The 20614-nt window shown below is 51.4% G+C and carries 24 protein-coding genes and 1 other RNA gene; 13 read left to right on the top strand and 12 right to left on the bottom strand.

Annotation, left to right across the window (positions count from 1 at the left end):
- Window positions 1-43: 43 nt before the first annotated feature.
- Together H2Z33_RS14440 and H2Z33_RS14445 are read left to right on the top strand one after the other, a co-directional pair.
- Entirely contained in the window at window positions 44-1138 is a 1095-nt protein-coding gene (locus H2Z33_RS14440) for a DUF262 domain-containing protein (protein WP_063134929.1), read from the top strand.
- 4 nt (window positions 1139-1142) lie between these two features.
- Window positions 1143-1646 carry a HEPN domain-containing protein gene (locus H2Z33_RS14445; RefSeq protein ID WP_063134930.1) on the top strand — a complete coding sequence of 168 codons (504 nt, stop codon included), beginning with the start codon at window positions 1143-1145 and terminating at the stop codon, window positions 1644-1646.
- 55 nt (window positions 1647-1701) lie between these two features.
- Here the strand turns inward: H2Z33_RS14445 and H2Z33_RS14450 are convergent, their stop codons facing one another.
- The 3 genes from H2Z33_RS14450 to smpB all read right to left on the bottom strand — a co-directional run bounded on the left by H2Z33_RS14450 (window position 1702) and on the right by smpB (window position 4015).
- A complete protein-coding gene (locus H2Z33_RS14450) occupies window positions 1702-2895 on the bottom strand; it encodes an integrase domain-containing protein (protein ID WP_063134931.1) in 1194 nt (397 codons plus the stop codon).
- Window positions 2896-3079: 184 nt separating this feature from the next.
- Window positions 3080-3443: a transfer-messenger RNA gene (ssrA, locus tag H2Z33_RS14455) on the bottom strand.
- Between the two features lie 89 nt (window positions 3444-3532).
- Window positions 3533-4015 (bottom strand): SsrA-binding protein SmpB, encoded by a 483-nt coding sequence (smpB, locus tag H2Z33_RS14460; protein ID WP_003863115.1) that lies wholly within the window; start codon window positions 4013-4015, stop codon window positions 3533-3535.
- Between the two features lie 156 nt (window positions 4016-4171).
- On the opposite strand from smpB, the gene H2Z33_RS14465 reads away from it, so the two are divergent.
- Both H2Z33_RS14465 and H2Z33_RS14470 read left to right on the top strand, forming a co-directional pair.
- Window positions 4172-4609: a type II toxin-antitoxin system RatA family toxin gene (locus H2Z33_RS14465; RefSeq protein WP_003863117.1), complete on the top strand. Its 438-nt coding sequence runs from the start codon at window positions 4172-4174 to the stop codon at window positions 4607-4609.
- Complete coding sequence (locus H2Z33_RS14470) at window positions 4599-4886, top strand: RnfH family protein (protein WP_017383006.1); 288 nt, start codon at window positions 4599-4601, stop codon at window positions 4884-4886. The genes H2Z33_RS14465 and H2Z33_RS14470 overlap by 11 nt, the downstream gene beginning before the upstream one ends.
- Before the next feature lie 108 nt (window positions 4887-4994).
- On the opposite strand, the gene bamE is transcribed toward H2Z33_RS14470, so the two are convergent.
- From bamE to nadK, 3 genes are all read right to left on the bottom strand, one after another.
- Window positions 4995-5333 (bottom strand): outer membrane protein assembly factor BamE, encoded by a 339-nt coding sequence (gene bamE, locus H2Z33_RS14475; RefSeq protein WP_003863121.1) that lies wholly within the window; start codon window positions 5331-5333, stop codon window positions 4995-4997.
- Between the two features lie 138 nt (window positions 5334-5471).
- Window positions 5472-7133: a DNA repair protein RecN gene (recN, locus tag H2Z33_RS14480; RefSeq protein WP_063134942.1), complete on the bottom strand. Its 1662-nt coding sequence runs from the start codon at window positions 7131-7133 to the stop codon at window positions 5472-5474.
- Window positions 7134-7218: 85 nt separating this feature from the next.
- A complete protein-coding gene (nadK, locus tag H2Z33_RS14485) occupies window positions 7219-8097 on the bottom strand; it encodes an NAD(+) kinase (protein ID WP_017383004.1) in 879 nt (292 codons plus the stop codon).
- Between the two features lie 122 nt (window positions 8098-8219).
- Here nadK and grpE point away from each other — a divergent pair, with 122 nt between their 5' ends.
- The gene (grpE, locus tag H2Z33_RS14490; protein WP_003863126.1) at window positions 8220-8813 is read left to right on the top strand and encodes a nucleotide exchange factor GrpE; all 594 of its coding nucleotides are present in this window, start codon (window positions 8220-8222) and stop codon (window positions 8811-8813) included.
- A gap of 51 nt (window positions 8814-8864) precedes the next feature.
- Here grpE and H2Z33_RS14495 read toward each other — a convergent pair whose 3' ends face one another.
- A complete protein-coding gene (locus H2Z33_RS14495; RefSeq protein ID WP_026094274.1) occupies window positions 8865-10151 on the bottom strand; it encodes an HlyC/CorC family transporter in 1287 nt (428 codons plus the stop codon).
- Window positions 10152-10170: 19 nt separating this feature from the next.
- On the bottom strand, window positions 10171-10962 hold the full coding sequence (locus H2Z33_RS14500; protein ID WP_014832951.1) for an inner membrane protein YpjD: 792 nt from the start codon (window positions 10960-10962) through the stop codon (window positions 10171-10173).
- 166 nt (window positions 10963-11128) lie between these two features.
- Between H2Z33_RS14500 and ffh the strand changes: the two genes are divergently transcribed.
- From ffh to H2Z33_RS14535, 7 genes are all read left to right on the top strand, one after another.
- The gene (gene ffh, locus H2Z33_RS14505; RefSeq protein WP_003863132.1) at window positions 11129-12490 is read left to right on the top strand and encodes a signal recognition particle protein; all 1362 of its coding nucleotides are present in this window, start codon (window positions 11129-11131) and stop codon (window positions 12488-12490) included.
- A 116-nt stretch (window positions 12491-12606) separates the two neighbouring features.
- On the top strand, window positions 12607-12855 hold the full coding sequence (gene rpsP / locus H2Z33_RS14510; protein WP_003863133.1) for a 30S ribosomal protein S16: 249 nt from the start codon (window positions 12607-12609) through the stop codon (window positions 12853-12855).
- A gap of 15 nt (window positions 12856-12870) precedes the next feature.
- Window positions 12871-13410 (top strand): ribosome maturation factor RimM, encoded by a 540-nt coding sequence (gene rimM / locus H2Z33_RS14515; RefSeq protein WP_032609925.1) that lies wholly within the window; start codon window positions 12871-12873, stop codon window positions 13408-13410.
- Between the two features lie 31 nt (window positions 13411-13441).
- A complete protein-coding gene (gene trmD, locus H2Z33_RS14520) occupies window positions 13442-14209 on the top strand; it encodes a tRNA (guanosine(37)-N1)-methyltransferase TrmD (protein ID WP_014832949.1) in 768 nt (255 codons plus the stop codon).
- Between the two features lie 43 nt (window positions 14210-14252).
- Complete coding sequence (gene rplS, locus H2Z33_RS14525) at window positions 14253-14600, top strand: 50S ribosomal protein L19 (protein ID WP_002914145.1); 348 nt, start codon at window positions 14253-14255, stop codon at window positions 14598-14600.
- Between the two features lie 132 nt (window positions 14601-14732).
- Window positions 14733-15137 carry a DUF2946 domain-containing protein gene (locus H2Z33_RS14530; protein ID WP_023304265.1) on the top strand — a complete coding sequence of 135 codons (405 nt, stop codon included), beginning with the start codon at window positions 14733-14735 and terminating at the stop codon, window positions 15135-15137.
- Window positions 15138-15175: 38 nt separating this feature from the next.
- Window positions 15176-16546: a PepSY-associated TM helix domain-containing protein gene (locus tag H2Z33_RS14535; protein WP_063134943.1), complete on the top strand. Its 1371-nt coding sequence runs from the start codon at window positions 15176-15178 to the stop codon at window positions 16544-16546.
- A 2-nt stretch (window positions 16547-16548) separates the two neighbouring features.
- Here the strand turns inward: H2Z33_RS14535 and H2Z33_RS14540 are convergent, their stop codons facing one another.
- The 4 genes from H2Z33_RS14540 to H2Z33_RS14555 form a co-directional block, all read right to left on the bottom strand.
- Window positions 16549-17034: an OmpA family protein gene (locus H2Z33_RS14540; protein WP_017382956.1), complete on the bottom strand. Its 486-nt coding sequence runs from the start codon at window positions 17032-17034 to the stop codon at window positions 16549-16551.
- Between the two features lie 12 nt (window positions 17035-17046).
- Entirely contained in the window at window positions 17047-18267 is a 1221-nt protein-coding gene (gene dgcN, locus H2Z33_RS14545; RefSeq protein ID WP_047734687.1) for a diguanylate cyclase DgcN, read from the bottom strand.
- Window positions 18260-18796: a YfiR family protein gene (locus tag H2Z33_RS14550; RefSeq protein WP_015571570.1), complete on the bottom strand. Its 537-nt coding sequence runs from the start codon at window positions 18794-18796 to the stop codon at window positions 18260-18262. The genes dgcN and H2Z33_RS14550 overlap by 8 nt, the downstream gene beginning before the upstream one ends.
- 153 nt (window positions 18797-18949) lie before the next feature.
- Window positions 18950-19324 carry a DUF2799 domain-containing protein gene (locus tag H2Z33_RS14555; protein WP_032669369.1) on the bottom strand — a complete coding sequence of 125 codons (375 nt, stop codon included), beginning with the start codon at window positions 19322-19324 and terminating at the stop codon, window positions 18950-18952.
- 212 nt (window positions 19325-19536) lie between these two features.
- Between H2Z33_RS14555 and aroF the strand changes: the two genes are divergently transcribed.
- A complete protein-coding gene (gene aroF / locus H2Z33_RS14560; RefSeq protein ID WP_006811632.1) occupies window positions 19537-20607 on the top strand; it encodes a 3-deoxy-7-phosphoheptulonate synthase AroF in 1071 nt (356 codons plus the stop codon).
- The last annotated feature ends 7 nt before the right edge of the window (window positions 20608-20614 follow it).

Raw genomic sequence — 20614 nt, forward strand, 5'->3', positions numbered from 1 at the left:
CTAAAGGATAGATGAACTTTTTATATTTTACCTTGGAGATTATATGGCTGCTAACGTTACTCTTGACGATATTGAGAATTTAGAAGATGAATCTTATTATGAAGATGATAGTGAGCAACATCCGCCGAGTGATGTGATCGCTTACAATGAGTTGAGATCATGTTCTGATTTAGTTCGCATGTACAATGAAGGAACTTTGAATATTCAACCAGATTTTCAAAGAGATATTGTATGGAATTCATCTGCTCAGACAAGATTTATTGATTCCTTAATTAAACAACTTCCTATCCCTAGCATGTGTTTTAGTTTTGATTATAACAGTCAGGAATGGCAGGTAATTGATGGATTGCAGCGAATGACATCAATAATTAGATTTTTATCGGACCCAAGCTGGCAACTTTCCAAACTTGAAGATATCGACAGTAAAATATCTGGCGCTCGAGTATCAGAGTTTCACAAGCAAAAGACTGAGTTGAATAATTTTTATAAAAGAGTACAAAACTTAACAATTCCGGTCACGGTGCTTAGATGTGATCATTCTAAACTATCGCATATGGAGTATTTGTTTACTATATTTCATCGTTTGAATTCTGGTGGTACAAGGCTTAATAATCAAGAGATAAGGAATTGTATTTTTAGCGGTGAGTTCAATACTGCTTTGAAAGAAATGAATGACATTAATGAGTGGCAGAAAATAGCCGGGTTAAATACAAAAAACTCAAATAGATTTAAGTACATTGAGCTTATTTTGCGATTCTTCTCATTTTATGATAACAAAGATAAATATAAAGGAACATTATCTAAATTCCTCAATAGCTATATGAAGAAAAATCGTCATTTAGGTAAGGCTGATATACAAATGAAGATGGATTTATTTAGCAGGACTGTAGGGTTGGTATGGGGGAAGATATTACAACCCAATCCGGTAAGACTTGGTAGTTCTTTAATGGAGGCTCTTCTATATGGTGTGGCAAAAAACATTGATGCTTTAGAGCAAGAAACCAGTGCTAGCTTAACTAGGCGTTTTGATGAATTAAGAGCAGATGATTCATTATCAACGACTTTCCTAAGCGGTGGTGTAGCTCGAAAGGAAAAAGTCGATGCCAGATTAGACGCTGCTCTAAGAATATTTGGGTGAAATTATGATAGTTAAGGGGATAATTTATAAAACATTGAAAGATCTAGATCGCCTCTTTTCTAAGGAAACCGATCCTAAAAAACAGTTGTTTTATTCTAAGCTTGCTCTTATGGAGTTGTGCGGATGGATAGAGGTAACTATGGATAATATAGTTGAAGGGGTTTATAAAAAAAATATAACTGATCCTGAGCACATAAAAAAAATTCAAAATGAAATTAGGAGGAATTCTAATTTTCATTATGAGGATAATTTTAAGAAAATGTTAGCTCCTGTTATAGGATTGAGTTCAATCGAGAAAATCGAAAAAAAAGCAACGCAGCAAAAACTTTTTACACTAAAAGCTACTTTGACTTCATTGAAGACTCCTCGAAATGCTGCTGCTCATACCTTTATAAAAGGTACAGGTATGACTATCGATGCTCCATCAGTAACGTTAGCAAATTTCATCAGTTTGTTTGACGGATTTAAAGATTTTAAAGATACGATGAAAACAATAAAAATTCTCTAAGTTAATGGCGCCCTTACTTGATGAGGGCGCCAACTAGATCGAGAGAGATAAACTATTATTTAACGTGCTTCACAAAATCACCCCACCAGTTCATCAGTGTTATTCGTTGCTGTAAATAGGTGGAGCGATTATATGCTTTTCTTACTTCATTTCTATCGGTATGTGCCAATGCTGATTCGATTATATCTGGATTAAAACCTTCCTCGTTCATAGCTGTACTAGCAATTGAACGCAAACCATGTGCGACAAGTCTTCCTCCATAACCAATACGCTTTAAAGCGGCGTTAGCAGTCTGACTATTCATTGCTTGCTTTGGATTATTCCTGCTTGGAAAAATATGTTCACGATGAGCACTGATTGGCTTCATCATCTCCAGAATCTCTAATGCCTGAGGAGATAGAGGTACGATGTGTTCACGCTTTGCTTTCATCCGTTCAGATGGAATCGTCCAGAGCTTTTCATCTAGATCGATCTCTGCCCAACGAGCACCTGAGGCCTCAGAAGGGCGCACAAGGGTCAGGAGTTGCCATTCGATTAAACAGCGAGTCGGAATAGACAGATTTGACATGACTAAAGAACACATCAACTTCGGTAATTCTTCTGGCCGGAGCGTCGGCATGTTTTGCTTTTTAGGTTTCTCAAAAGCCATCCCAATACCGGATGCTGGATTGGTATCAATCAAACCAGTGTTTACGGCATAGATCATGATTTCGTTAATGCGCTGCACCAGTCTACGTACAGTCTCAAGCGCCCCACGAGCTTTAATTGGCTCAAGCGCTTCAACCAATAATCGGGCTTTGATTTGCTGAACGGGGATCTCACCAATGGCAGGGAATACATCTTTCTCCAGTGAGCGCCAAATATCTTTTGCGTAATCAGGGGTAACGCTTTTGCTTTTGAGCTGGAACCAGTTCGCGGCGACCGTTGAAAAAATACTGTCCAGTGCGATTTGCTGCTGTTCTTCCGCAACTTCGGCTTGAATTTGCGGGTCGATTCCGTTGGCTAATAAGGCAAGGTAATCAGCTCTTAACCCTCGGGCATCAGCAAGCGATAGGGCGGGAAAGGCACCGAGCCCCATCATTGTCCGCTGCTTTGTTGCCGGACGTTGATAGCGGAAACGCCAGAGCTTTTTCCCGCTGGTTTTCACTATCAGGAAAAGCCCATCGCCATCATGCAGCGTCAGATCCTTCTCTAACGCTTTAGCGCGCAGAACTTCGGTGTTGGTCAGGGGGCGTGTTGTCCGTGCCACTGTGGCCGCTCCTTCATGAATTGGTATACGCTTTTAGGTATACATCCTACCGTATACCTAAACGTATACCAATAATCACCGGATTTGGCCGGATGTTCTCGGACAATTACAGACACAAAAAAGCCCGCAGGGCTTGTGCCGTGCGGGCTTTCTGTACTTCACCGGACGAATCCGGATCATAATGTGGTGGAGCTGGCGGGAGTTGAACCCGCGTCCGAAATTTCTACATCCTCGGTACTACATGCTTAGTTTGTCTTTACATTCGCACGCCAGCTGCGGACAAACACGCCACTAACGAACTAGCCTGATTAGTTTTAACGCTTCAACCCCAGGCAGGGTTTCCACGCGATCTCTTTTGGGTTTGACCTCTCTTTGATCCCCGTCTTAAGAGCGGAAGCTAGGGAGAGAGGGCTCTTAGCAGGTTATTAAGCTGCTAAAGCGTAGTTTTCGTCGTTTGCGACTATTTTTTTGCGGCTTTTAACGAGGCAAACCGCCCCTCGGCATGCACCTTGGGTTTCGCAAATCCCGTCGAATCCAGAATCAGCCCCAATAGTGTTGAACTCAGTATACCAGATTTTACTTCCTCGACACCAGCCCGAAACGCTAACTTATTGAATAGTACAATAAGTGCGCAGAATCAACGTCCTGCGTTTTTCATGATACGTGCTTTGTCGAGCTGCCACTCGCGTGCTTTCAGGTCAGTACGTTTGTCGTGCTGTTTCTTACCTTTCGCCACGCCGATTTTCACTTTGCACCAGGCGTTTTTCCAGTACAAAGAGAGCGCCACCACGGTGAAGCCTTCGCGGTTGATGCGTCCGTAGAGGGATTCCAGTTCGCGCTTGTTCAGCAGCAGCTTACGGGTGCGGGTAGGATCGCAGACGTAATGTGAAGAGGCGACGGTCAGCGGCGTAAAGTTCGCGCCGAACAGGAAGGCCTCACCGTCTTTCAGTATCACGTAGCTGTCGCCGATATTGGCTTTCCCGGCACGCAGCGATTTTACTTCCCAGCCCTGCAACGCAAGGCCTGCCTCGAATTCTTCTTCGATGAAATACTCGTGGCGAGCACGCTTGTTAAGCGCAATGGTCGCCGAACCAGGTTTATGTGCTTTTTTCTTCGTCATAAGTGTCGTAAAGCCGTCGGTAATCTGATTTTAAAAAGTCACCTCATTGCGTCCTGTGAGGTCTAACGCGCTATCTTAGCACGAGATAAGGCTTAGCGTTTTTTTAACAGGTGATAAATGTTATTATTTGTCTGTTGTGTGACCATGGAAAATGCTATGCCTCAGATTAGCCGTACCGCGCTTGTTCCCTACAGCGCGGAACAAATGTATCAGTTAGTGAACGACGTTCAGTCCTATCCGGAATTTATTCCGGGATGCACCGGTAGCCGGGTGCTGGAATCCGGCCCGACGCAGATGACTGCGGCCGTGGATGTCTCCAAAGCGGGGATCAGCAAAACGTTCACCACGCGCAATACCCTGACGAGCAATCAGAGTATTTTGATGCATCTGGTGGATGGTCCGTTTAAAAAACTGATGGGGGGGTGGAAGTTTACGCCGCTGAGCGCTGACGCCTGCCGCATTGAGTTTCATCTGGATTTTGAATTTACCAATAAGCTGATCGAACTGGCGTTTGGCCGTATCTTTAAAGAGCTGGCCTCGAATATGGTTCAGGCGTTCACCACGCGCGCCAAAGAGGTTTACAGTGTCGCATAAGATTGCTGTTGAGGTAGTGTATGCGCTGCCAGAGAAGCAGTATTTGCAGCGCGTAATGCTTGAAGAGGGTGCCACCGTTGAGGCGGCTATCCGGGCCTCCGGCATCCTTGAACTTCGCCGTGATATTGACCTGGCGAAGAATAAAGTCGGCATTTATAGCCGTCCGGTTAAGCTTGCTGATGCGCTGAAGGATGGCGATCGGGTTGAGATTTATCGCCCGCTGATTGCTGATCCGAAAGAGCTGCGCCGTCAGCGAGCGGAGAAATCGGGTAAGTAGCGCTTTCTCCCCCGGTGGCGCTTCGCTTACCGGGACTACGATTCTGCGTAAGAATTCAGATACAAAAAAGGTGCTCAATGAGCACCTTTTTGCGTTGCTGACGCCTGATTATTTGGTCAGGGCAGGCTTGTTGTCGATGTTGGTCAGCACGCCGGCACTGCTGAAGGTCAGCGTCAGGGTTTGCTGGGTCACATCTTCATGACCAGGCTGCTGGCGGAATACATAGAACCAGGTGTTTGTGCCGAACGGATCGGACATCATCGGGGTTCCCAGGGCATAAGCGACCTGCTGTTGTGTCATACCCACGCGGATTTTGGACACATCGTTGGGGGTAAGGTAGTTCCCCTGGTTGATGTCAGGACGGTAAACCACTTTCTCCAGAGTGGAACAGCCTGCGGTCAACATCAGAAGAACCGCTGCGGCAGCGGTCAGCGTTTTACAGCGCATAGTGATTTGATTCCTTTTCGGGCCCGAGCAGTACGCGGCTCATATGTAATATGCCGATGATAATAGACCTTGCCCCACTTTGAAACCGGTCTGGCGGCGTTTTTGTTGTTCTGTATGACCCTGAGATCCCGAAAAAGTTTATGCCGCCAGCAGTTCTTTCGCATTCGCAAGCGTATTGCGGGTGACTTCACTGCCGCCGAGCAGGCGTGCCAGCTCCTGCAAGCGTGAGCGTTTATCCAGCGGCTTCATGTGCGTTTCCGTCATTTCGCCATCGGTTTCCTTGCTGACGATAAAGTGGTGATGACCACAACCGGCGACCTGCGGCAGGTGAGTCACACACATGACCTGCGTCGATTCACCTAACTGACGCAGCAGTTTGCCGACAACGGCCGCGGTCGGGCCGCTGATACCCACATCCACTTCATCGAAAATCAACGCCGGGGTTTCCATTTTACGGGCGGTAATCACCTGAATGGCCAGGGCGATACGCGACAGTTCACCGCCGGAAGCCACTTTCGAAATCGCCTGCAAAGGCTGGCCCGGGTTGGTGGTGACGCGGAATTCTACGCGGTCTGCGCCTTCCGCCGTCAGGTGATTCTCTTCAAAGCGAACATCTATGGTGAACACCCCATGCGGCATCGCCAGCGTATGCATGCTGTCGGTAATGTGCTGGCTAAGCTCCAGCGCATAGTGTTGCCGCACGTCATGCAGCCGTTTCGCCGTTTCCAGCGCCTGCTGATGATGCAGATTGACCGCCAGAGACAAGGTTTCAAGGGAATCGGCCTGATCGTCCAGCTGCTGCTGTTCCTCCAGCAGAGACTGATAGTAATTCGGCAGCTCTTCCGGGGTTACGTGATGCTTACGCGCCAGTGAAATCTGACGGGAGATGCGTTGCTCAAGTTCGAACAGACGGTTCGGGTCGAGATCCAGACGTTCACAATAGTGGCGCAGCTCATCCCCGGCTTCTGAAATCTGAATCGCGGCCTCTTCCAGCATTTCCAGTACGCCAGAAAGCTTATTGTCCATGCCGGTCAGTTCGGTCACAAGCTGACGCACGTTATACAGCTGGCTCTGCAAATTCACGTCTTCGCCATCCGCCAGCATGTTAAGGGCAGTCTGGCTGGTGGAAAGCAGCTGACCGCTGTTGGCCAGATGCTTGTACTCTTCGTCGATTTGCTCAAATTCACCCGCCTGCGGGTTAAATTCGTTCAGCTCTTTCAGCTGATATTCCAGCAGCTCGGCGCGCGCGGTACGCTCCTGGCTTTGCTGCTGATGCTGCGCAAGTTCGCGGCAGCTTTGATGCCACTGACGATAGTGCTCCGCCATGAGTTGAGTAAGCGCGTACTCACCTGCGTAGCCATCAAGCAGGGCTTTCTGTTGTTCGGATTTGATTAACTGCTGGTGCGCATGCTGACCATGGATCTGGATGAGCAGCTGGCCCAGCTCGCGAAGCTGGGAAAGGGGAACCGCTGTACCATTGATAAAACCGCGGGAGCGGCCATCGCTGCTGATGACGCGGCGAAGTAAACACTCACGTCCGTCTTCGAGCTGGTTCGCTTCCAGCCAGCGCAGGGCGGCAGGTGTGTCTTTCAACGAGAAGCGGGCGCAGAGATCGGCACGGGCGGCGCCTGTGCGCACCATATCCCCCTCAGCACGACCGCCGAGGCACAAGCCGAGGGCATCAATGGCAATGGATTTACCTGCACCGGTTTCACCGGTAATCGCCGTCATTCCGCTATGGAAGTCGATCTCAAGCTCACGAACAATGGCAAAGTTGCTGATGGTCAGTTGTGCCAGCATAATTGTTTTCCTGTATGAAAAACCATAACTGTGTTTGTATACAGTATAAACTGGTTTTATATACAGTAAAGTGCTGGATGCAAAATCAGAACAATTTTTTTGACCAGCCGAGCTTGGAGCTTAATGTGTTGAAATAGCTGTAATCTTTCGGGTGAATCAGGTTCAGATGGTAATCGCAGCGGCGAATGAGGACATCTTCACCTTCCTGAATGGGGAGCGCAATCTGACTGTCGCAGCTGATCTCCAGGTCGTTACGGCGATGGGAAAAACGCAGGCGGATGGTGCTGTCGCCGTTGATCACCAGCGGACGCGCCGAGAGCGTATGCGGGAACATCGGCACAAGGGTAATGGCATCCAGCGATGGCGTCAGGATTGGGCCTCCGGCTGAAAGCGAGTAGGCAGTTGACCCCGTCGGGGTTGAAATAATCAGCCCGTCAGAACGCTGCGAGAAAGCGAAGATTTCGTCGATATAGACTTCGAACTCGATCATGTGCGCCACTTTACCGGGATGGAGAACCACCTCGTTAATGGCGGTGCTGATGCGCTTCTGGCAGTCCTGCTGACACACCTGGGCTTCCAGTAAAAACCGTTTTTCACTGATATAGTGGCCTTCCAGCACGTCCGCCAGCTGCTGCTGCGCATTGTCCGGGTCGAGGTCGGTCAGGAAACCGAGATTGCCACGGTTAATACCAATAACCTTAATATCATAGCGAGCCAGCGTTCGCGCCGCGCCCAGCATATTGCCGTCGCCACCGACCACCACGGCGAGATCCGCCTGCTGGCCAATTTCCGCCAGCGTGCCGGTTCTGACGCTTTTAAGCTGCAACTCCTGGGCGATCTGCTGCTCGACCATCACTTCATAGCCTTTACCACACAGCCAGCGATACAACATTTCATGTGTCGTCAATGCGGTAGGGTGACGCGGATGGCCGACGATCCCAATACACCTGAAATGATTATTCATTTTCTGGAGGTCCTTGTGCCTGATGAATGATGACAATCTGCCTTGTTCCCTTGAATCCAGGAAACTGATCCCCATAATAAGCGAAGTTAGCGAGATGAATGCAGAAAAACGCGGAGAAATTCATGAGTAGTAAAGAACAGAAAACGCCTGAGGGGCAAGCCCCTGAAGAAATTATCACGGAACAGCACGATGAAGTTGAGGCAGTAGAGCCAGACACGTCTGCTGAGCAGGTGGACCCGCGCGATGAAAAAATTGCCAACCTGGAAGCTCAGTTGGTAGAAGCGCAGAATCGCGAACGCGATGGCGTACTGCGTATCAAAGCGGAAATGGAAAACCTGCGCCGTCGTACCGAGCTGGACGTTGAAAAGGCGCACAAATTTGCGCTGGAGAAATTCGTCAACGAACTGCTTCCGGTGATCGACAGCCTGGATCGCGCGCTGGAAGTGGCGGATAAAGCTAACCCGGATAACGCGGCGATGATTGAAGGCATTGAGCTGACGCTGAAATCCATGCTGGATGTGGTGCGTAAGTTCGGTGTTGAAGTGATTGCCGATACGGATGTACCGCTGGATCCAAACGTTCACCAGGCCATTGCGATGGTGGAATCCGAAGACGTTGCCGCGGGTAACGTGCTGGGCGTGATGCAGAAAGGGTATACCCTGAACGGTCGTACTATTCGCGCTGCGATGGTGACCGTGGCGAAAGCGAAAGCATAACGTGCTGCCTGTAGTGCCGGGTGGCGGCGTTCGCCTTACCCGGCCTACATTTTATTCGGCGATACTTTCGCGTAAAGGTTTAACGGGCAGGACCTTAACCTGCTTAATCATGTTGTCCTGAACGTCCAGAATATCAATATCATACTGTTCAATGCGCACGCGCGTGCCTGCCGCCGGGATCTCTTCCAGCGCTTCCAGGATCATTCCGTTCATCGTCCGCGCTTCGTCTTCCGGCAAATGCCAGTTGAACGCTTTATTGATTTCACGAATGTTGGCGCTGCCGTCGATAAGCACTGACCCGTCGTTTTGCGGGGTGACTTCTTCCGCAAGGGAAGGCGACATTGACGTGGTAAAGTCCCCGACAATCTCTTCCAGAATATCTTCGACCGTCACCAGCCCCTGTATATCGCCGTATTCATCCACCACCAGGCCGACTTTCTTCTTGTTTCGCTGGAACTTCACCAGCTGCGTGCTGAGTGGGGTGCCTTCCGGCACGTAGTAAATTTCGTCGGCGGCGCGCAGCATTACCTCTTTGGTGAACTCGTTTTTCTCAGTCATCAGACGATAGGCCTCGCGCACGCGCAGCATGCTGATGGCATCGTCGAGGGAATCGCGATAGAGGACGATACGCCCGTGCGGGGAGTGTGTCAGCTGGCGGACAATGGCCTTCCAGTCGTCGTTGATATCAATCCCGACGATTTCATTGCGCGGCACCATGATGTCGTCAACGCTGACCTTTTCCAGATCCAGCACCGACAGGAGCATGTCCTGATTGCGGCGGGAGATCTGCGAGCGGGATTCATTCACGATGGTACGCAGTTCGTCTTTGCTGAGCGCGCTACTAATGGTGACGTCTGCCTTTATACCCACCATGCGCATCAGCACCCGTGTCACCATATTCAGCAGCCAGACCAGCGGCATCATCAGAATAAGCAGCGGTGCTAACAGAAAGCTGCTCGGGTAGGCGACTTTTTCCGGGTAAAGCGCGGCGATGGTTTTGGGCAGCACTTCCGCAAACACCAGCACCACAAACGTGAGCACACCTGTGGCAATCGCCACGCCTGCGTTGCCGTACAGACGCATCCCGACGATGGTGCCCAACGCAGAAGCGAGAATATTGACCAGGTTGTTACCGATAAGCACCAGGCTAATCAGCCGGTCCGGCTTACGCAGAAGCTTTTCGACACGACGCGCGGCACGGTTACCCTGCTTGGCGCGATGGCGTAACCGGTAGCGGTTCAGCGTCATCATGCCGGTTTCAGAGCCAGAGAAATAAGCGGAGATGACCACCATGATGACCAGAATGACGATCAGCGTGGTGGTAGAGATGTGTTCCAGGGGGAACTCCTTTTGTTACTTAGCCAGCAAATTGCTGTATGAAGCGGCTACCAAAATAGGCAAGCGTGAGAATGCCCGCACCCGCTACGTTGAACCAGACCACGCGACGACCGCGCCAGCCTTCATGATAATGGCCCCATAACAGGACAATATAGACAAACCACGCGATGATGGAGAGGACCGCTTTATCGATATTCTCCACGCTGAACAGGTTCTTCATATAAAACAAGCCCGTGCACAGCGTCAGCGTCAGCAGAACCACACCGACCTGGGTGATGTGGAACATCTTACGCTCAATCACCATCAGCGGCGGCATTTCGTGGTTAAACGCCAGCTTTTTATTTTTCAGCTGGTAGTCAATCCAGGCGAGTTGCATGGCGTAAAGGGCGGCGATGATCAGCGTCGCGTAGGAGAACAGCGACAGGCCAATATGCACCAGCATCCCCGGCGTGGCTTCCAGGTGAGTAATAAACTCATTGGGCATGAACGTGGCTAACGCCAGGTTGATCAGCGCAAAGGCGTAGACTATCGGCAGCAGCAGCCAGCCACGGTTTTTAGACGCGACAATGGTCATGACCGTACAGATCATCAGGCTGACCAGCGAGCCGACGTTCAGTACGCTCAGATTCTGCACGCTGCCGTCGCCGGGAATGATGCGTGATTCCAGCGCAAACGCGTGGCTAATCAGTGCGATCACTGCCGAAAGAATAGCCATGCGCCGCCAGCCGCTGTTTTTTTGCAGCAGGCCAGGAATGATCAGCGCGAGGCTGACAGAGTAGGCAACAAGGGCGATCAGTGCGAAAACAGGCATATAGGCGTCGACAGTTGTCTTAATAAGAAAGAGAAGCAGTATAACGTTACGTGACGCCTGCTCCAACCGTTGCATAACAACAAAGGCGCCTTCATGTTATACTCCGGCAAAATTCTGTGTATGTGTCGCCCAGGCGACCTAACGTTTCTACCCCAGGCGAGAGACAATGTTTGATAATTTAACCGATCGTTTGTCGCGCACGCTGCGCAACATCAGCGGCCGTGGACGCCTCACCGAAGAGAACATCAAGGAAACGCTGCGCGAAGTGCGCATGGCGCTGCTGGAAGCAGACGTCGCGTTGCCGGTCGTGCGTGATTTTATCAACCGCGTGAAAGAGAAAGCGGTTGGCCATGAAGTGAACAAGAGCCTGACTCCGGGTCAGGAGTTCGTCAAAATCGTCCGTAACGAGCTGGTTTCGGCGATGGGCGAAGAGAACCAGGTGCTAAACCTGGCGGCTCAGCCGCCGGCCGTCGTGCTGATGGCGGGTCTGCAAGGTGCGGGTAAAACTACCAGCGTCGGTAAGCTGGGGAAATTCCTGCGCGAAAAGCACAAGAAAAAGGTGCTGGTGGTGTCGGCGGACGTGTATCGCCCGGCGGCGATCAAACAGCTGGAAACGCTGGCCGAGCAGGTTGGCGTAGACTTCTTCCCGTCCGACGTGGCGCAGAAGCCTGTCGACATCGTTAACGCGGCGCTGAAAGAAGCGAAGCTGAAATTCTACGACGTGCTGCTGGTGGATACCGCCGGTCGTCTGCACGTTGACGAAGCGATGATGGACGAAATCAAGCAGGTGCATGCCTCTATCAATCCGGTAGAGACCCTGTTTGTTGTTGACGCCATGACCGGTCAGGATGCGGCAAACACCGCGAAAGCGTTTAACGAAGCCCTGCCGTTAACCGGCGTGGTGCTGACCAAAGTCGACGGTGATGCCCGCGGCGGTGCGGCGCTCTCTATTCGTCATATCACCGGTAAGCCAATCAAGTTCCTCGGCGTTGGCGAGAAAACCGAAGCGCTGGAGCCGTTCCATCCGGATCGTATTGCCTCCCGTATCCTCGGCATGGGCGACGTGCTGTCGCTGATCGAAGATATTGAAAGCAAGGTTGACCGCGCGCAGGCGGAAAAACTCGCCAGCAAGCTGAAAAAAGGCGACGGTTTCGATCTGACCGACTTCCTTGAGCAGCTGCGTCAGATGAAAAACATGGGCGGCATGGCAAGCCTGATGGGCAAACTGCCAGGCATGGGCCAGATCCCGGACAACGTCAAATCCCAGATGGATGACAAAGTGCTGGTGCGTATGGAGGCCATCATCAACTCGATGACGCTGAAAGAGCGCGCGAAGCCAGAAATCATCAAAGGTTCCCGTAAACGCCGTATCGCAGCCGGTTGCGGCATGCAGGTGCAGGACGTTAACCGCCTTCTGAAACAGTTCGACGACATGCAGCGCATGATGAAGAAAATGAAGAAAGGCGGCATGGCGAAGATGATGCGCGGCATGAAAGGCATGATGCCTCCCGGTTTTCCTGGGCGTTAATCGCTTTTGAGATTGCTTTTTGCCCGAAAATGAGTAAAATTTTCGGGCTTTTAATATGACACCCGGGCTCCGTTCCTCGATGGGGCCCGGTTGTTTTATTCACACAAGAGGATGTTATGGTAACTATTCGTTTAGCTCGTCACGGCGCTAAAAAGCGTCCGTTCTACCAGGTTGTTGTGACTGACAGCCGTAATGCACGCAACGGTCGCTTCATCGAGCGCGTTGGTTTCTTCAACCCACTGGCCGCTGGCGCAGAAGAAGAAACCCGTCTGGATCTGGATCGTATCGCTCACTGGGTTGGCCAGGGCGCTACTGTTTCCGATCGCGTTGCTACGCTGATCAAAGCAGCAAACAAAGCAGCTTAATCTGTCACGGTGGTCATGATGAGCAATAAAGCACCTGTTGAACCGATCGTATTGGGAAAAATGGGTTCTTGCTACGGTATCCGTGGTTGGCTCAGAGTGTTTTCCTCCACTGAAGACGCTGATAGCATTTTTAATTACCAGCCCTGGTTTATCCAGAAAGGCGGTAAGTGGGAAGAGGTCGAGCTGGAAAGCTGGCGTCACCACAATCAGGACATCATCATCAAGCTGAAAGGCATTGACGATCGTGATGCCGCGAATGCGCTGACTAATTGTGAAATTGTCGTGGATTCGTCGCAGTTGCCACAGCTGGAAGAGGGTGACTACTACTGGAAAGACCTTATGGGTTGCCAGGTAGTGACCACTGAAGGCTACAGCCTGGGGAAAGTCATCGACATGATGGAAACCGGGTCAAATGACGTTCTCGTCATTAAGGCAAACCTGAAAGATGCATTTGGCATCAAGGAGCGGTTGGTTCCGTTCCTCGATGGACAGGTTATCAAGAAAGTCGATCTCACTACTCAAACCATTGAAGTAGATTGGGATCCTGGTTTTTAAATTCTCCGGATAAACGGTAAAAGACGGCGCTATGTGGATTGGCATAATTAGCCTGTTTCCTGAAATGTTCCGCGCGATTACCGATTACGGGGTAACTGGCCGGGCAGTAAAGAATGGCCTGCTGAGCATCCAGAGCTGGAGTCCTCGTGACTTCACGCACGACCGGCACCGTACCGTGGACGATCGTCCTTACGGCGGCGGACCGGGGATGTTGATGATGGTGCAACCCTTACGGGACGCCATTCACACAGCAAAAGCCGCGGCAGGTGAAGGCGCGAAGGTGATTTATCTGTCACCTCAGGGACGCAAGCTTGATCAAGCGGGCGTGAGCGAACTGGCGACGAATCAAAAGCTGATTCTGGTCTGTGGTCGCTACGAAGGGATAGATGAGCGCGTAATTCAAACCGAGATTGACGAAGAATGGTCTATCGGCGATTACGTTCTCAGCGGTGGTGAGTTACCAGCAATGACGCTGATTGACTCCGTTGCCCGGTTCATTCCGGGTGTACTGGGCCATGAAGCTTCGGCGACAGAAGATTCGTTTGCCGATGGATTGCTGGACTGTCCACACTATACTCGTCCTGAAGTGTTAGAAGGGATGGAAGTCCCGGCAGTATTACTGTCTGGAAACCATGCCGAGATACGTCGCTGGCGTTTGAAGCAGTCGCTGGGCCGAACCTGGCTTAGAAGACCTGAACTTCTGGAAAACCTGGCTCTGACTGAAGAGCAAGCAAAGTTGCTGGCCGAGTTCAAAACTGAACACGCGCACCAGCAGCATGAACATGATGGGAATGCGTAATACGCTCCCGAATATCAGTTTACCCAGGATAAGAGATTAAATTATGAGCAACATTATTAAGCAACTTGAACAAGAGCAGATGAAGCAGGACGTACCTTCCTTCCGTCCAGGTGACACCGTGGAAGTGAAAGTATGGGTTGTTGAAGGTTCCAAAAAACGTCTGCAGGCATTCGAGGGCGTGGTTATCGCTATTCGTAACCGCGGTCTGCACTCTGCATTCACTGTTCGTAAAATTTCCAACGGCGAAGGCGTTGAGCGTGTCTTCCAGACTCACTCTCCGGTAGTTGACAGCATTGCTGTTAAACGTCGTGGTGCTGTACGTAAAGCTAAACTGTACTACCTGCGTGAGCGTACTGGTAAGTCTGCTCGTATTAAAGAGCGTCTGAACTAAGATTCGCTTAAGCGACATCCTGTTAGAAAGGGCTGGCCGAAAGGCTGGCTCTTTTTTTATCCCATCGCACCTCTCGCGTTAACCCTTCCGTCATAAATCATTTACAATGTTCGCCTCTTGGGTGGAGGGTAAGTGGATAACGTACTGCATCAGCGTAACTGGAAACGCGCAGCGGCATTGACCGCGCTGTTTGCGATCCTGCTGATCGTCGTGGCGCCGCTGATCTCCGTCTCGCTGCAAAAAGATCCCATGAGCGCCATGCCGGGCATGCACCACGACATGAGCATGATGTCGATGGACGAGCATCATGGTGATATGCCGCATTCTATGCCAGTTGACCATGCTGAAGCATGCGGCTACTGCGTGCTGTTAGCGCATGTGCCGGGCGTGATGCTGGCGCTTATCGTTCTGCTCAGCGTGGTGTTGCAGCGGCTGCGCGTGAAACCGCCTCGTCAGGCGGTCAGCCACTGGCACTTTTTCCCCTGGCTTTACCCCGATACCCGCGCGCCGCCGCGTCGGTCTGCTTTCTCCCTTTAAAACAAAATCACTCACTTTTTGCCTTAAAAAGGAAAAGTATGACTACCTGCACTCCGCGCGCGGCATGGGGAAACCTGCTGCGTCGCCTCCATTTCTATATCGGGCTGTTTGTCGGTCCGTTTATCTTCTTCGCAGCGCTGACCGGAACGCTGTATGTCGCCACGCCGCAGCTTGAAAAGGCGCTGTACCATCATGCACTCCACACGGATGCCGTGGGTGAGGCGCAGCCTCTTGCTGAACAAATTGCCGTGGCGGAAAAGGCCGTGGGTTCAGCGCTGCGTTTACATGCTGTACGTCCGGGGCTGGAAGAGGGCGAAACGACCCGCGTGATGTTTGCCGACCCGGCGCTGGGTCCCTCCGAGCATCGGGCTATTTTTATTGATCCCACCAGCCTTGAGATTCGAGGGGATATGACCGTGTACGGCACCAGCGGGATTTTACCGCTGCGTCAGACTATCGATTATCTGCATACCTCGCTGATGCTGGGCAACATCGGGCGCCTCTATAGCGAGTTAGCCGCCTCGTGGATGTGGGTTGCTGCCCTGGGCGGGATCGCGCTGTGGTTCTACACCCGACCGAAGCGCCGTATAAACAATCGTTTCCAGAATCGTCGTCGCCTGCATGTGATCTTAGGCTGGACGTTACTGGTGGGAATGCTGCTGTTCTCAGTCACCGGGTTAACCTGGTCACAATGGGCCGGTGGCAACGTCGATAAGCTGCGTGCAGAGATGAACTGGCTGACGCCGCAGGTAAATACCACCCTTTCCGGTGCGCCGGAAATGAGGGATGAACACGCCGAACATCGTGGTCATCACGGGGGAATGACGATGCCTGAAATGCCAGTCAAACTGTCGCTTTTTGACAACGTATTGCAGGTCGCCCGCCAGTCAGGGATTGATGCGAACAACGTTGAGATCCGTCCGGCAAGCAGGGTCGACCAGGCCTGGACGGTGACGGAAATCGATCGCCGCTGGCCTACGCAGGTTGATGCCGTTGCCGTGGATCCCCACTCACTGAAGGTGCTGGACAGCACTCGCTTCGGGGATTTCCCGCTGATGGCTAAACTCACCCGCTGGGGCGTGGATTTCCACATGGGGATCCTGTTTGGTCTGGCAAATCAGCTGCTGCTCATCGCGTTTGGCGTTGCGCTGTGTGTGTTAATTATCTGGGGATACCGGATGTGGTGGATGCGTCGCCCTGCAACGTCAGCCGCGAACCCGGTACAGACGCTCTGTCAAAGCTGGCTGGCATTGCCGCTGTGGGGAAGGGGAGTGACGTTCCTGATAAGCCTCCTGCTGGGGCTGGCGTTGCCGGTAATGGGCGTCAGTCTGGCGGTCTTTATTGTGATTGACTGGCTGCGCTGGCGAGCGGTTTCAGGCGTGTCGCTCGCCGGAACATCCGTTAAATAGCCTTAAGGCGTGCTGATGACTACCGCAACCCGGCGGTTTTCAGCGCGCCCCTGCGCAGTGCGGTTGCTGCTGACAGGGTATTTTTTGCCTAAGCCCCGCGTAGTGAGATTGCTGCGCGGGATATTCGCGCCCTTCGCCCAGGCATCCGCCACAACATTGGCACGTTTTAACGAAAGCGCTTCGTTGTAGCTCTCTTCGCCATAGTTATCCGTATGGCCATCCATCCTGGCGTGGTTCAGACCGGTTGCCGCCAGGCGTGAGGCCATAGTCTGGATCTGCGTTTCACTTTCCGGGCGCAGCCTGGCGTCATTTTTATCAAACAGGATCTTATCCGACAGGCCCAGAGACCAGTCGCCATTCAGTTCGTTAAAGCCGTAGGATTTCATGGCCGCAATTTGCTCTGGCGTGAATTTCCCTTCAGGGGATGACTGGCATCCGGACATTACCAGTGATGCCAGTATTAACGGCGCAAAGTATCGCTTTAACATATCGTCTTCCTTTCAGGATATTGTTTTCGAACGCTGGTTTTTGACCAGATACATATTGCGATCGGCTTGCTCCAGTAATGCTTCAACGGAGGCATTTTCCCACGCCAGAGCAAAGCCAATGCTGAGGGACATTGATGCTGTGTGCCCGTTATGCAGATCAAACGGACGGATAAATTGCTGCGACAGCGCAGCGCAAATAAATTCGACCTCACGTGCGGTGTGGACGCCGTAAAGGATCATGGCAAATTCATCGCCGCCAAGACGGTAAGACTGATGACGTTTTTCGCCAAACTCGACCATCCTTTTGGCGGCTTCGATCAGTACGCAGTCACCCGCGGCATGACCCCAGGTGTCATTGATAACCTTGAAGTTATCACCGTCCAGGAAGAGCAGGGCAGAATTGGTTTTTGCTGAAGCGTCGTTCATTAATGCCGCAATGTTGTTGCGAAACGCGGCGCGGTTTGCAAGCCCCGTGAGCGGATCGTGCATGGCGGTACGCAACAGTTGAGCGTTTTTCGCCTGTAGCTTGAGCTGCCACTCTTCCATTTCATCCAGCAGGCTGTTGAAGTCTTCACCAAACTGGTGGAACTCTTCAATGCGGCCTTCCGTTACCCGGCGAGAGAAGTTGCGGTTAGTGCGAACGTCATGCACAACGTCAGTGATGTTTTGCATTTCAGCAACCATGCCATGATGTAGCGAGCGGGTGATGGTCAATGCGACGGCAGAGGCAAAAAGAATGCAGCCGGTGAGGACCGCAAATGAGAGCCAGATAAAGTGGCTAATCAGGCTGTCTCGCGCGGTCAGACGAATTTCGCCAATCACATTGCCATTATGTATGATGGGCTGTGCGACAGGAACAGGGAACAACCACCGGTTGACCAGCGCGCCCAGCGTGTCGGTATTATCCGCCGGGTTCCATGACCACCAGGCAAACCGTTTATGATGTGCGTTAAGCACTTCCGCCACGGCGAACTGCCCCTGCTTGCCGAGGGTCGCCAGCGTTTCATTTGCCGCCACGGCATCGTTGAACACCAGAGAGGCTTCAAGGCTGTGGCTCATGGTGGCGCCGGTAAGTTCGAGGTTTTTTTGCGCGTATTGCTTTAATGTCACCACGGAAGCGAAACACAGCAGCAACCATATAAACGTCATCGTTATAATGACGCTTATCATGCTGATTCGTCGCAACGTTCTTTTAAACGTCGGACGCGGTGTTGGTGCGACTTCCTTATTCATGCTTCTTATTCCGTGCGAGCATTAATACATCCGGATTGACTCTTACGCCACTGCGCGCCAGCGCATCCAGATTTACGGAAAACCTGACGAGGTTGTGCTCTATTATCAGACAAAATGCGCTGCCAATAACGCATTCAGGATTTTGTTCTGACATTAATAGCAACGCCTGGCCCTGATATTGATTTATTATTTCCTGTTGTTTTGCCGGCGACTCGCTCCCGAAATAGAGGGCATCACACCTTGCTGCGAGTGCTTCCCGATCGCTATGCACAATGACAGGACTATAGGGCAACGGGTTGTGTTCATCTTCACTGCTGAGCGCCTGTCTGTAATGGGAAGAGGCATAAATACAGAGCTTAGGCTGGCCGGACAGTGCTGGCCATCGGGTGTAGCTCACAATGCCAGAAACAATCGAACGTACTGATTTATCCGTTTCCGTGAACGAGCCTGCCGTTGCAGGGGCTACTAAAATGAACAGTATTAGCACCAGGGGGAGTCGGAGCAAAGCGATCAAGATTGCATTTCTCATCAGAATCCGCCAAACCGCCCCGGAAATAGATGTCCTTAAGAATTGTCGGCAGAATACCATTGTTTATCAAAGCCGTCATTATGTCAGAAATATCCCTGTTTTGACCTAAGCTAAATCTTACAGTGAGCTATATTCAGAGGAATTAAGGCAGGCTCAATTAAGCCTGCTGGAACGCATACTTTCATCCAATCCTTGTTGCCAGGATTCATGCAGTTTTACTGCATTTTCAGTTGCATCGCAGCTGGCAGGAAATGATTTGCCCGCTAATCCCCAGGCGTGAATAAAGCCCTCTTCGCATATTTTTTTCTGTCCGTCAGCGTAGCCACGAAGATATTCCGCTCGATCAACCTGAGGGTCATTAAAACTATCGGCCAGAGCCTGGTTATCTTTAACCGGAACACCATTCATAGCGTCTTCTTTACCGGCCGTGAACCAGTCCGGGCTGGTCCAGTCAGGCTGAAAAGTATAAGGATTGATCTGGCAACCCGACAAAATCAGCGACAACAACATAAAAATAATTGAACGCATGGCTATTCTCCTTTTTGTGAGCATAGCCTGACTTACAGGCGTGCGTGTGTAATTTTAACTTTACGAATTTAGGTCATGACTTTTGCAATTAAAGGGTTGATGTAAAGTAATGTGTACGTATTTTGGATTGAAATCTTTACTTAATGTGATATCGTTGTGTCACCTCTTCGAGGAAAACCACTATCGCAAACGAGTTTGACAGGATCGCAATCATGCAAAAAGACGCGCTGAACAACGTACATATCACTGACGAACAGGTGTTAATCACCCCGGATCAACTGAAGGCGGAATTCCCGCTGAGCGTCGCGCAGGAAGCTCAGATTGAGCACTCGCGCCAGACCATTTCTGACATTATCGCTGGCCGCGATCCGCGCCTGCTGGTGGTATGTGGTCCTTGCTCTATTCACGATCCTGAAACCGCCATTGAGTACGCTCGTCGATTTAAAGCATTAGCGGAGGAGGTCAGCGATAGCCTCTATCTGGTGATGCGCGTCTATTTTGAGAAGCCACGTACGACCGTTGGCTGGAAAGGGTTGATCAACGATCCGCACATGGATGGCTCGTTTGATGTGGAAGCAGGACTGAAAATTGCGCGTCGCCTGCTGGTGGAACTGGTGAGCATGGGGCTGCCGCTGGCTACCGAAGCGCTGGATCCGAACAGCCCGCAGTACCTGGGCGATCTCTTCAGCTGGTCTGCGATTGGGGCGCGCACCACCGAGTCACAAACCCACCGCGAGATGGCGTCTGGCCTGTCTATGCCGGTTGGTTTTAAAAACGGTACCGACGGCAGCCTGGCGACGGCGATTAACGCCATGCGCGCCGCCGCCATGCCCCATCGTTTTGTCGGGATCAACCAGGCGGGCCAGGTATGCCTGCTGCAAACGCAGGGCAACCCGGACGGGCATGTGATCCTTCGCGGTGGTAAAGCGCCAAACTACAGCCCGGCGGATGTCGCGCAGTGTGAAAAAGAGATGGAACAGGCGGGACTGCGTCCGGCGCTGATGGTAGATTGCAGTCATGGTAATTCGAATAAAGATTACCGTCGCCAGCCTGCGGTTGCAGAATCTGTGATTGCTCAGATTAAAGATGGCAACCGTTCAATTATCGGCCTGATGATTGAAAGTAATATTCATGAAGGCAATCAGTCATCGGAACAGCCGCGTAGCGCGATGAAGCCCGGCGTCTCGGTCACCGATGCCTGCATTAGCTGGGAAACCACCGATGCGCTGCTGCGTGAGATCCACAAAGATTTGAACGGCCAGCTGGCGACGCGTCTGGCATAAGAGGGTA

Origin of the sequence: Enterobacter sp. YSU (genome assembly GCF_016082135.1) — a bacterium.
GTDB lineage: Bacteria > Pseudomonadota > Gammaproteobacteria > Enterobacterales > Enterobacteriaceae > Enterobacter > Enterobacter hormaechei_C.

Excerpts from the sequence above, each read along its gene's own strand:
- H2Z33_RS14440 (WP_063134929.1), top strand. The coding sequence starts at position 44 with ATGGCTGCTAACGTTACTCTTGACGATATTGAGAATTTAGAAGATGAA.
- H2Z33_RS14445 (WP_063134930.1), top strand. The coding sequence starts at position 1,143 with ATGATAGTTAAGGGGATAATTTATAAAACATTGAAAGATCTAGATCGC.
- smpB (WP_003863115.1), bottom strand. The coding sequence starts at position 4,015 with ATGACGAAGAAAAAAGCACATAAACCTGGTTCGGCGACCATTGCGCTT.
- H2Z33_RS14465 (WP_003863117.1), top strand. The coding sequence starts at position 4,172 with ATGCCTCAGATTAGCCGTACCGCGCTTGTTCCCTACAGCGCGGAACAA.
- bamE (WP_003863121.1), bottom strand. The coding sequence starts at position 5,333 with ATGCGCTGTAAAACGCTGACCGCTGCCGCAGCGGTTCTTCTGATGTTG.
- recN (WP_063134942.1), bottom strand. The coding sequence starts at position 7,133 with ATGCTGGCACAACTGACCATCAGCAACTTTGCCATTGTTCGTGAGCTT.
- nadK (WP_017383004.1), bottom strand. The coding sequence starts at position 8,097 with ATGAATAATCATTTCAGGTGTATTGGGATCGTCGGCCATCCGCGTCAC.
- grpE (WP_003863126.1), top strand. The coding sequence starts at position 8,220 with ATGAGTAGTAAAGAACAGAAAACGCCTGAGGGGCAAGCCCCTGAAGAA.
- H2Z33_RS14500 (WP_014832951.1), bottom strand. The coding sequence starts at position 10,962 with ATGCCTGTTTTCGCACTGATCGCCCTTGTTGCCTACTCTGTCAGCCTC.
- ffh (WP_003863132.1), top strand. The coding sequence starts at position 11,129 with ATGTTTGATAATTTAACCGATCGTTTGTCGCGCACGCTGCGCAACATC.
- rpsP (WP_003863133.1), top strand. The coding sequence starts at position 12,607 with ATGGTAACTATTCGTTTAGCTCGTCACGGCGCTAAAAAGCGTCCGTTC.
- rimM (WP_032609925.1), top strand. The coding sequence starts at position 12,871 with ATGATGAGCAATAAAGCACCTGTTGAACCGATCGTATTGGGAAAAATG.
- trmD (WP_014832949.1), top strand. The coding sequence starts at position 13,442 with ATGTGGATTGGCATAATTAGCCTGTTTCCTGAAATGTTCCGCGCGATT.
- rplS (WP_002914145.1), top strand. The coding sequence starts at position 14,253 with ATGAGCAACATTATTAAGCAACTTGAACAAGAGCAGATGAAGCAGGAC.
- H2Z33_RS14535 (WP_063134943.1), top strand. The coding sequence starts at position 15,176 with ATGACTACCTGCACTCCGCGCGCGGCATGGGGAAACCTGCTGCGTCGC.
- H2Z33_RS14540 (WP_017382956.1), bottom strand. The coding sequence starts at position 17,034 with ATGTTAAAGCGATACTTTGCGCCGTTAATACTGGCATCACTGGTAATG.
- dgcN (WP_047734687.1), bottom strand. The coding sequence starts at position 18,267 with ATGAATAAGGAAGTCGCACCAACACCGCGTCCGACGTTTAAAAGAACG.
- H2Z33_RS14550 (WP_015571570.1), bottom strand. The coding sequence starts at position 18,796 with ATGAGAAATGCAATCTTGATCGCTTTGCTCCGACTCCCCCTGGTGCTA.
- H2Z33_RS14555 (WP_032669369.1), bottom strand. The coding sequence starts at position 19,324 with ATGCGTTCAATTATTTTTATGTTGTTGTCGCTGATTTTGTCGGGTTGC.
- aroF (WP_006811632.1), top strand. The coding sequence starts at position 19,537 with ATGCAAAAAGACGCGCTGAACAACGTACATATCACTGACGAACAGGTG.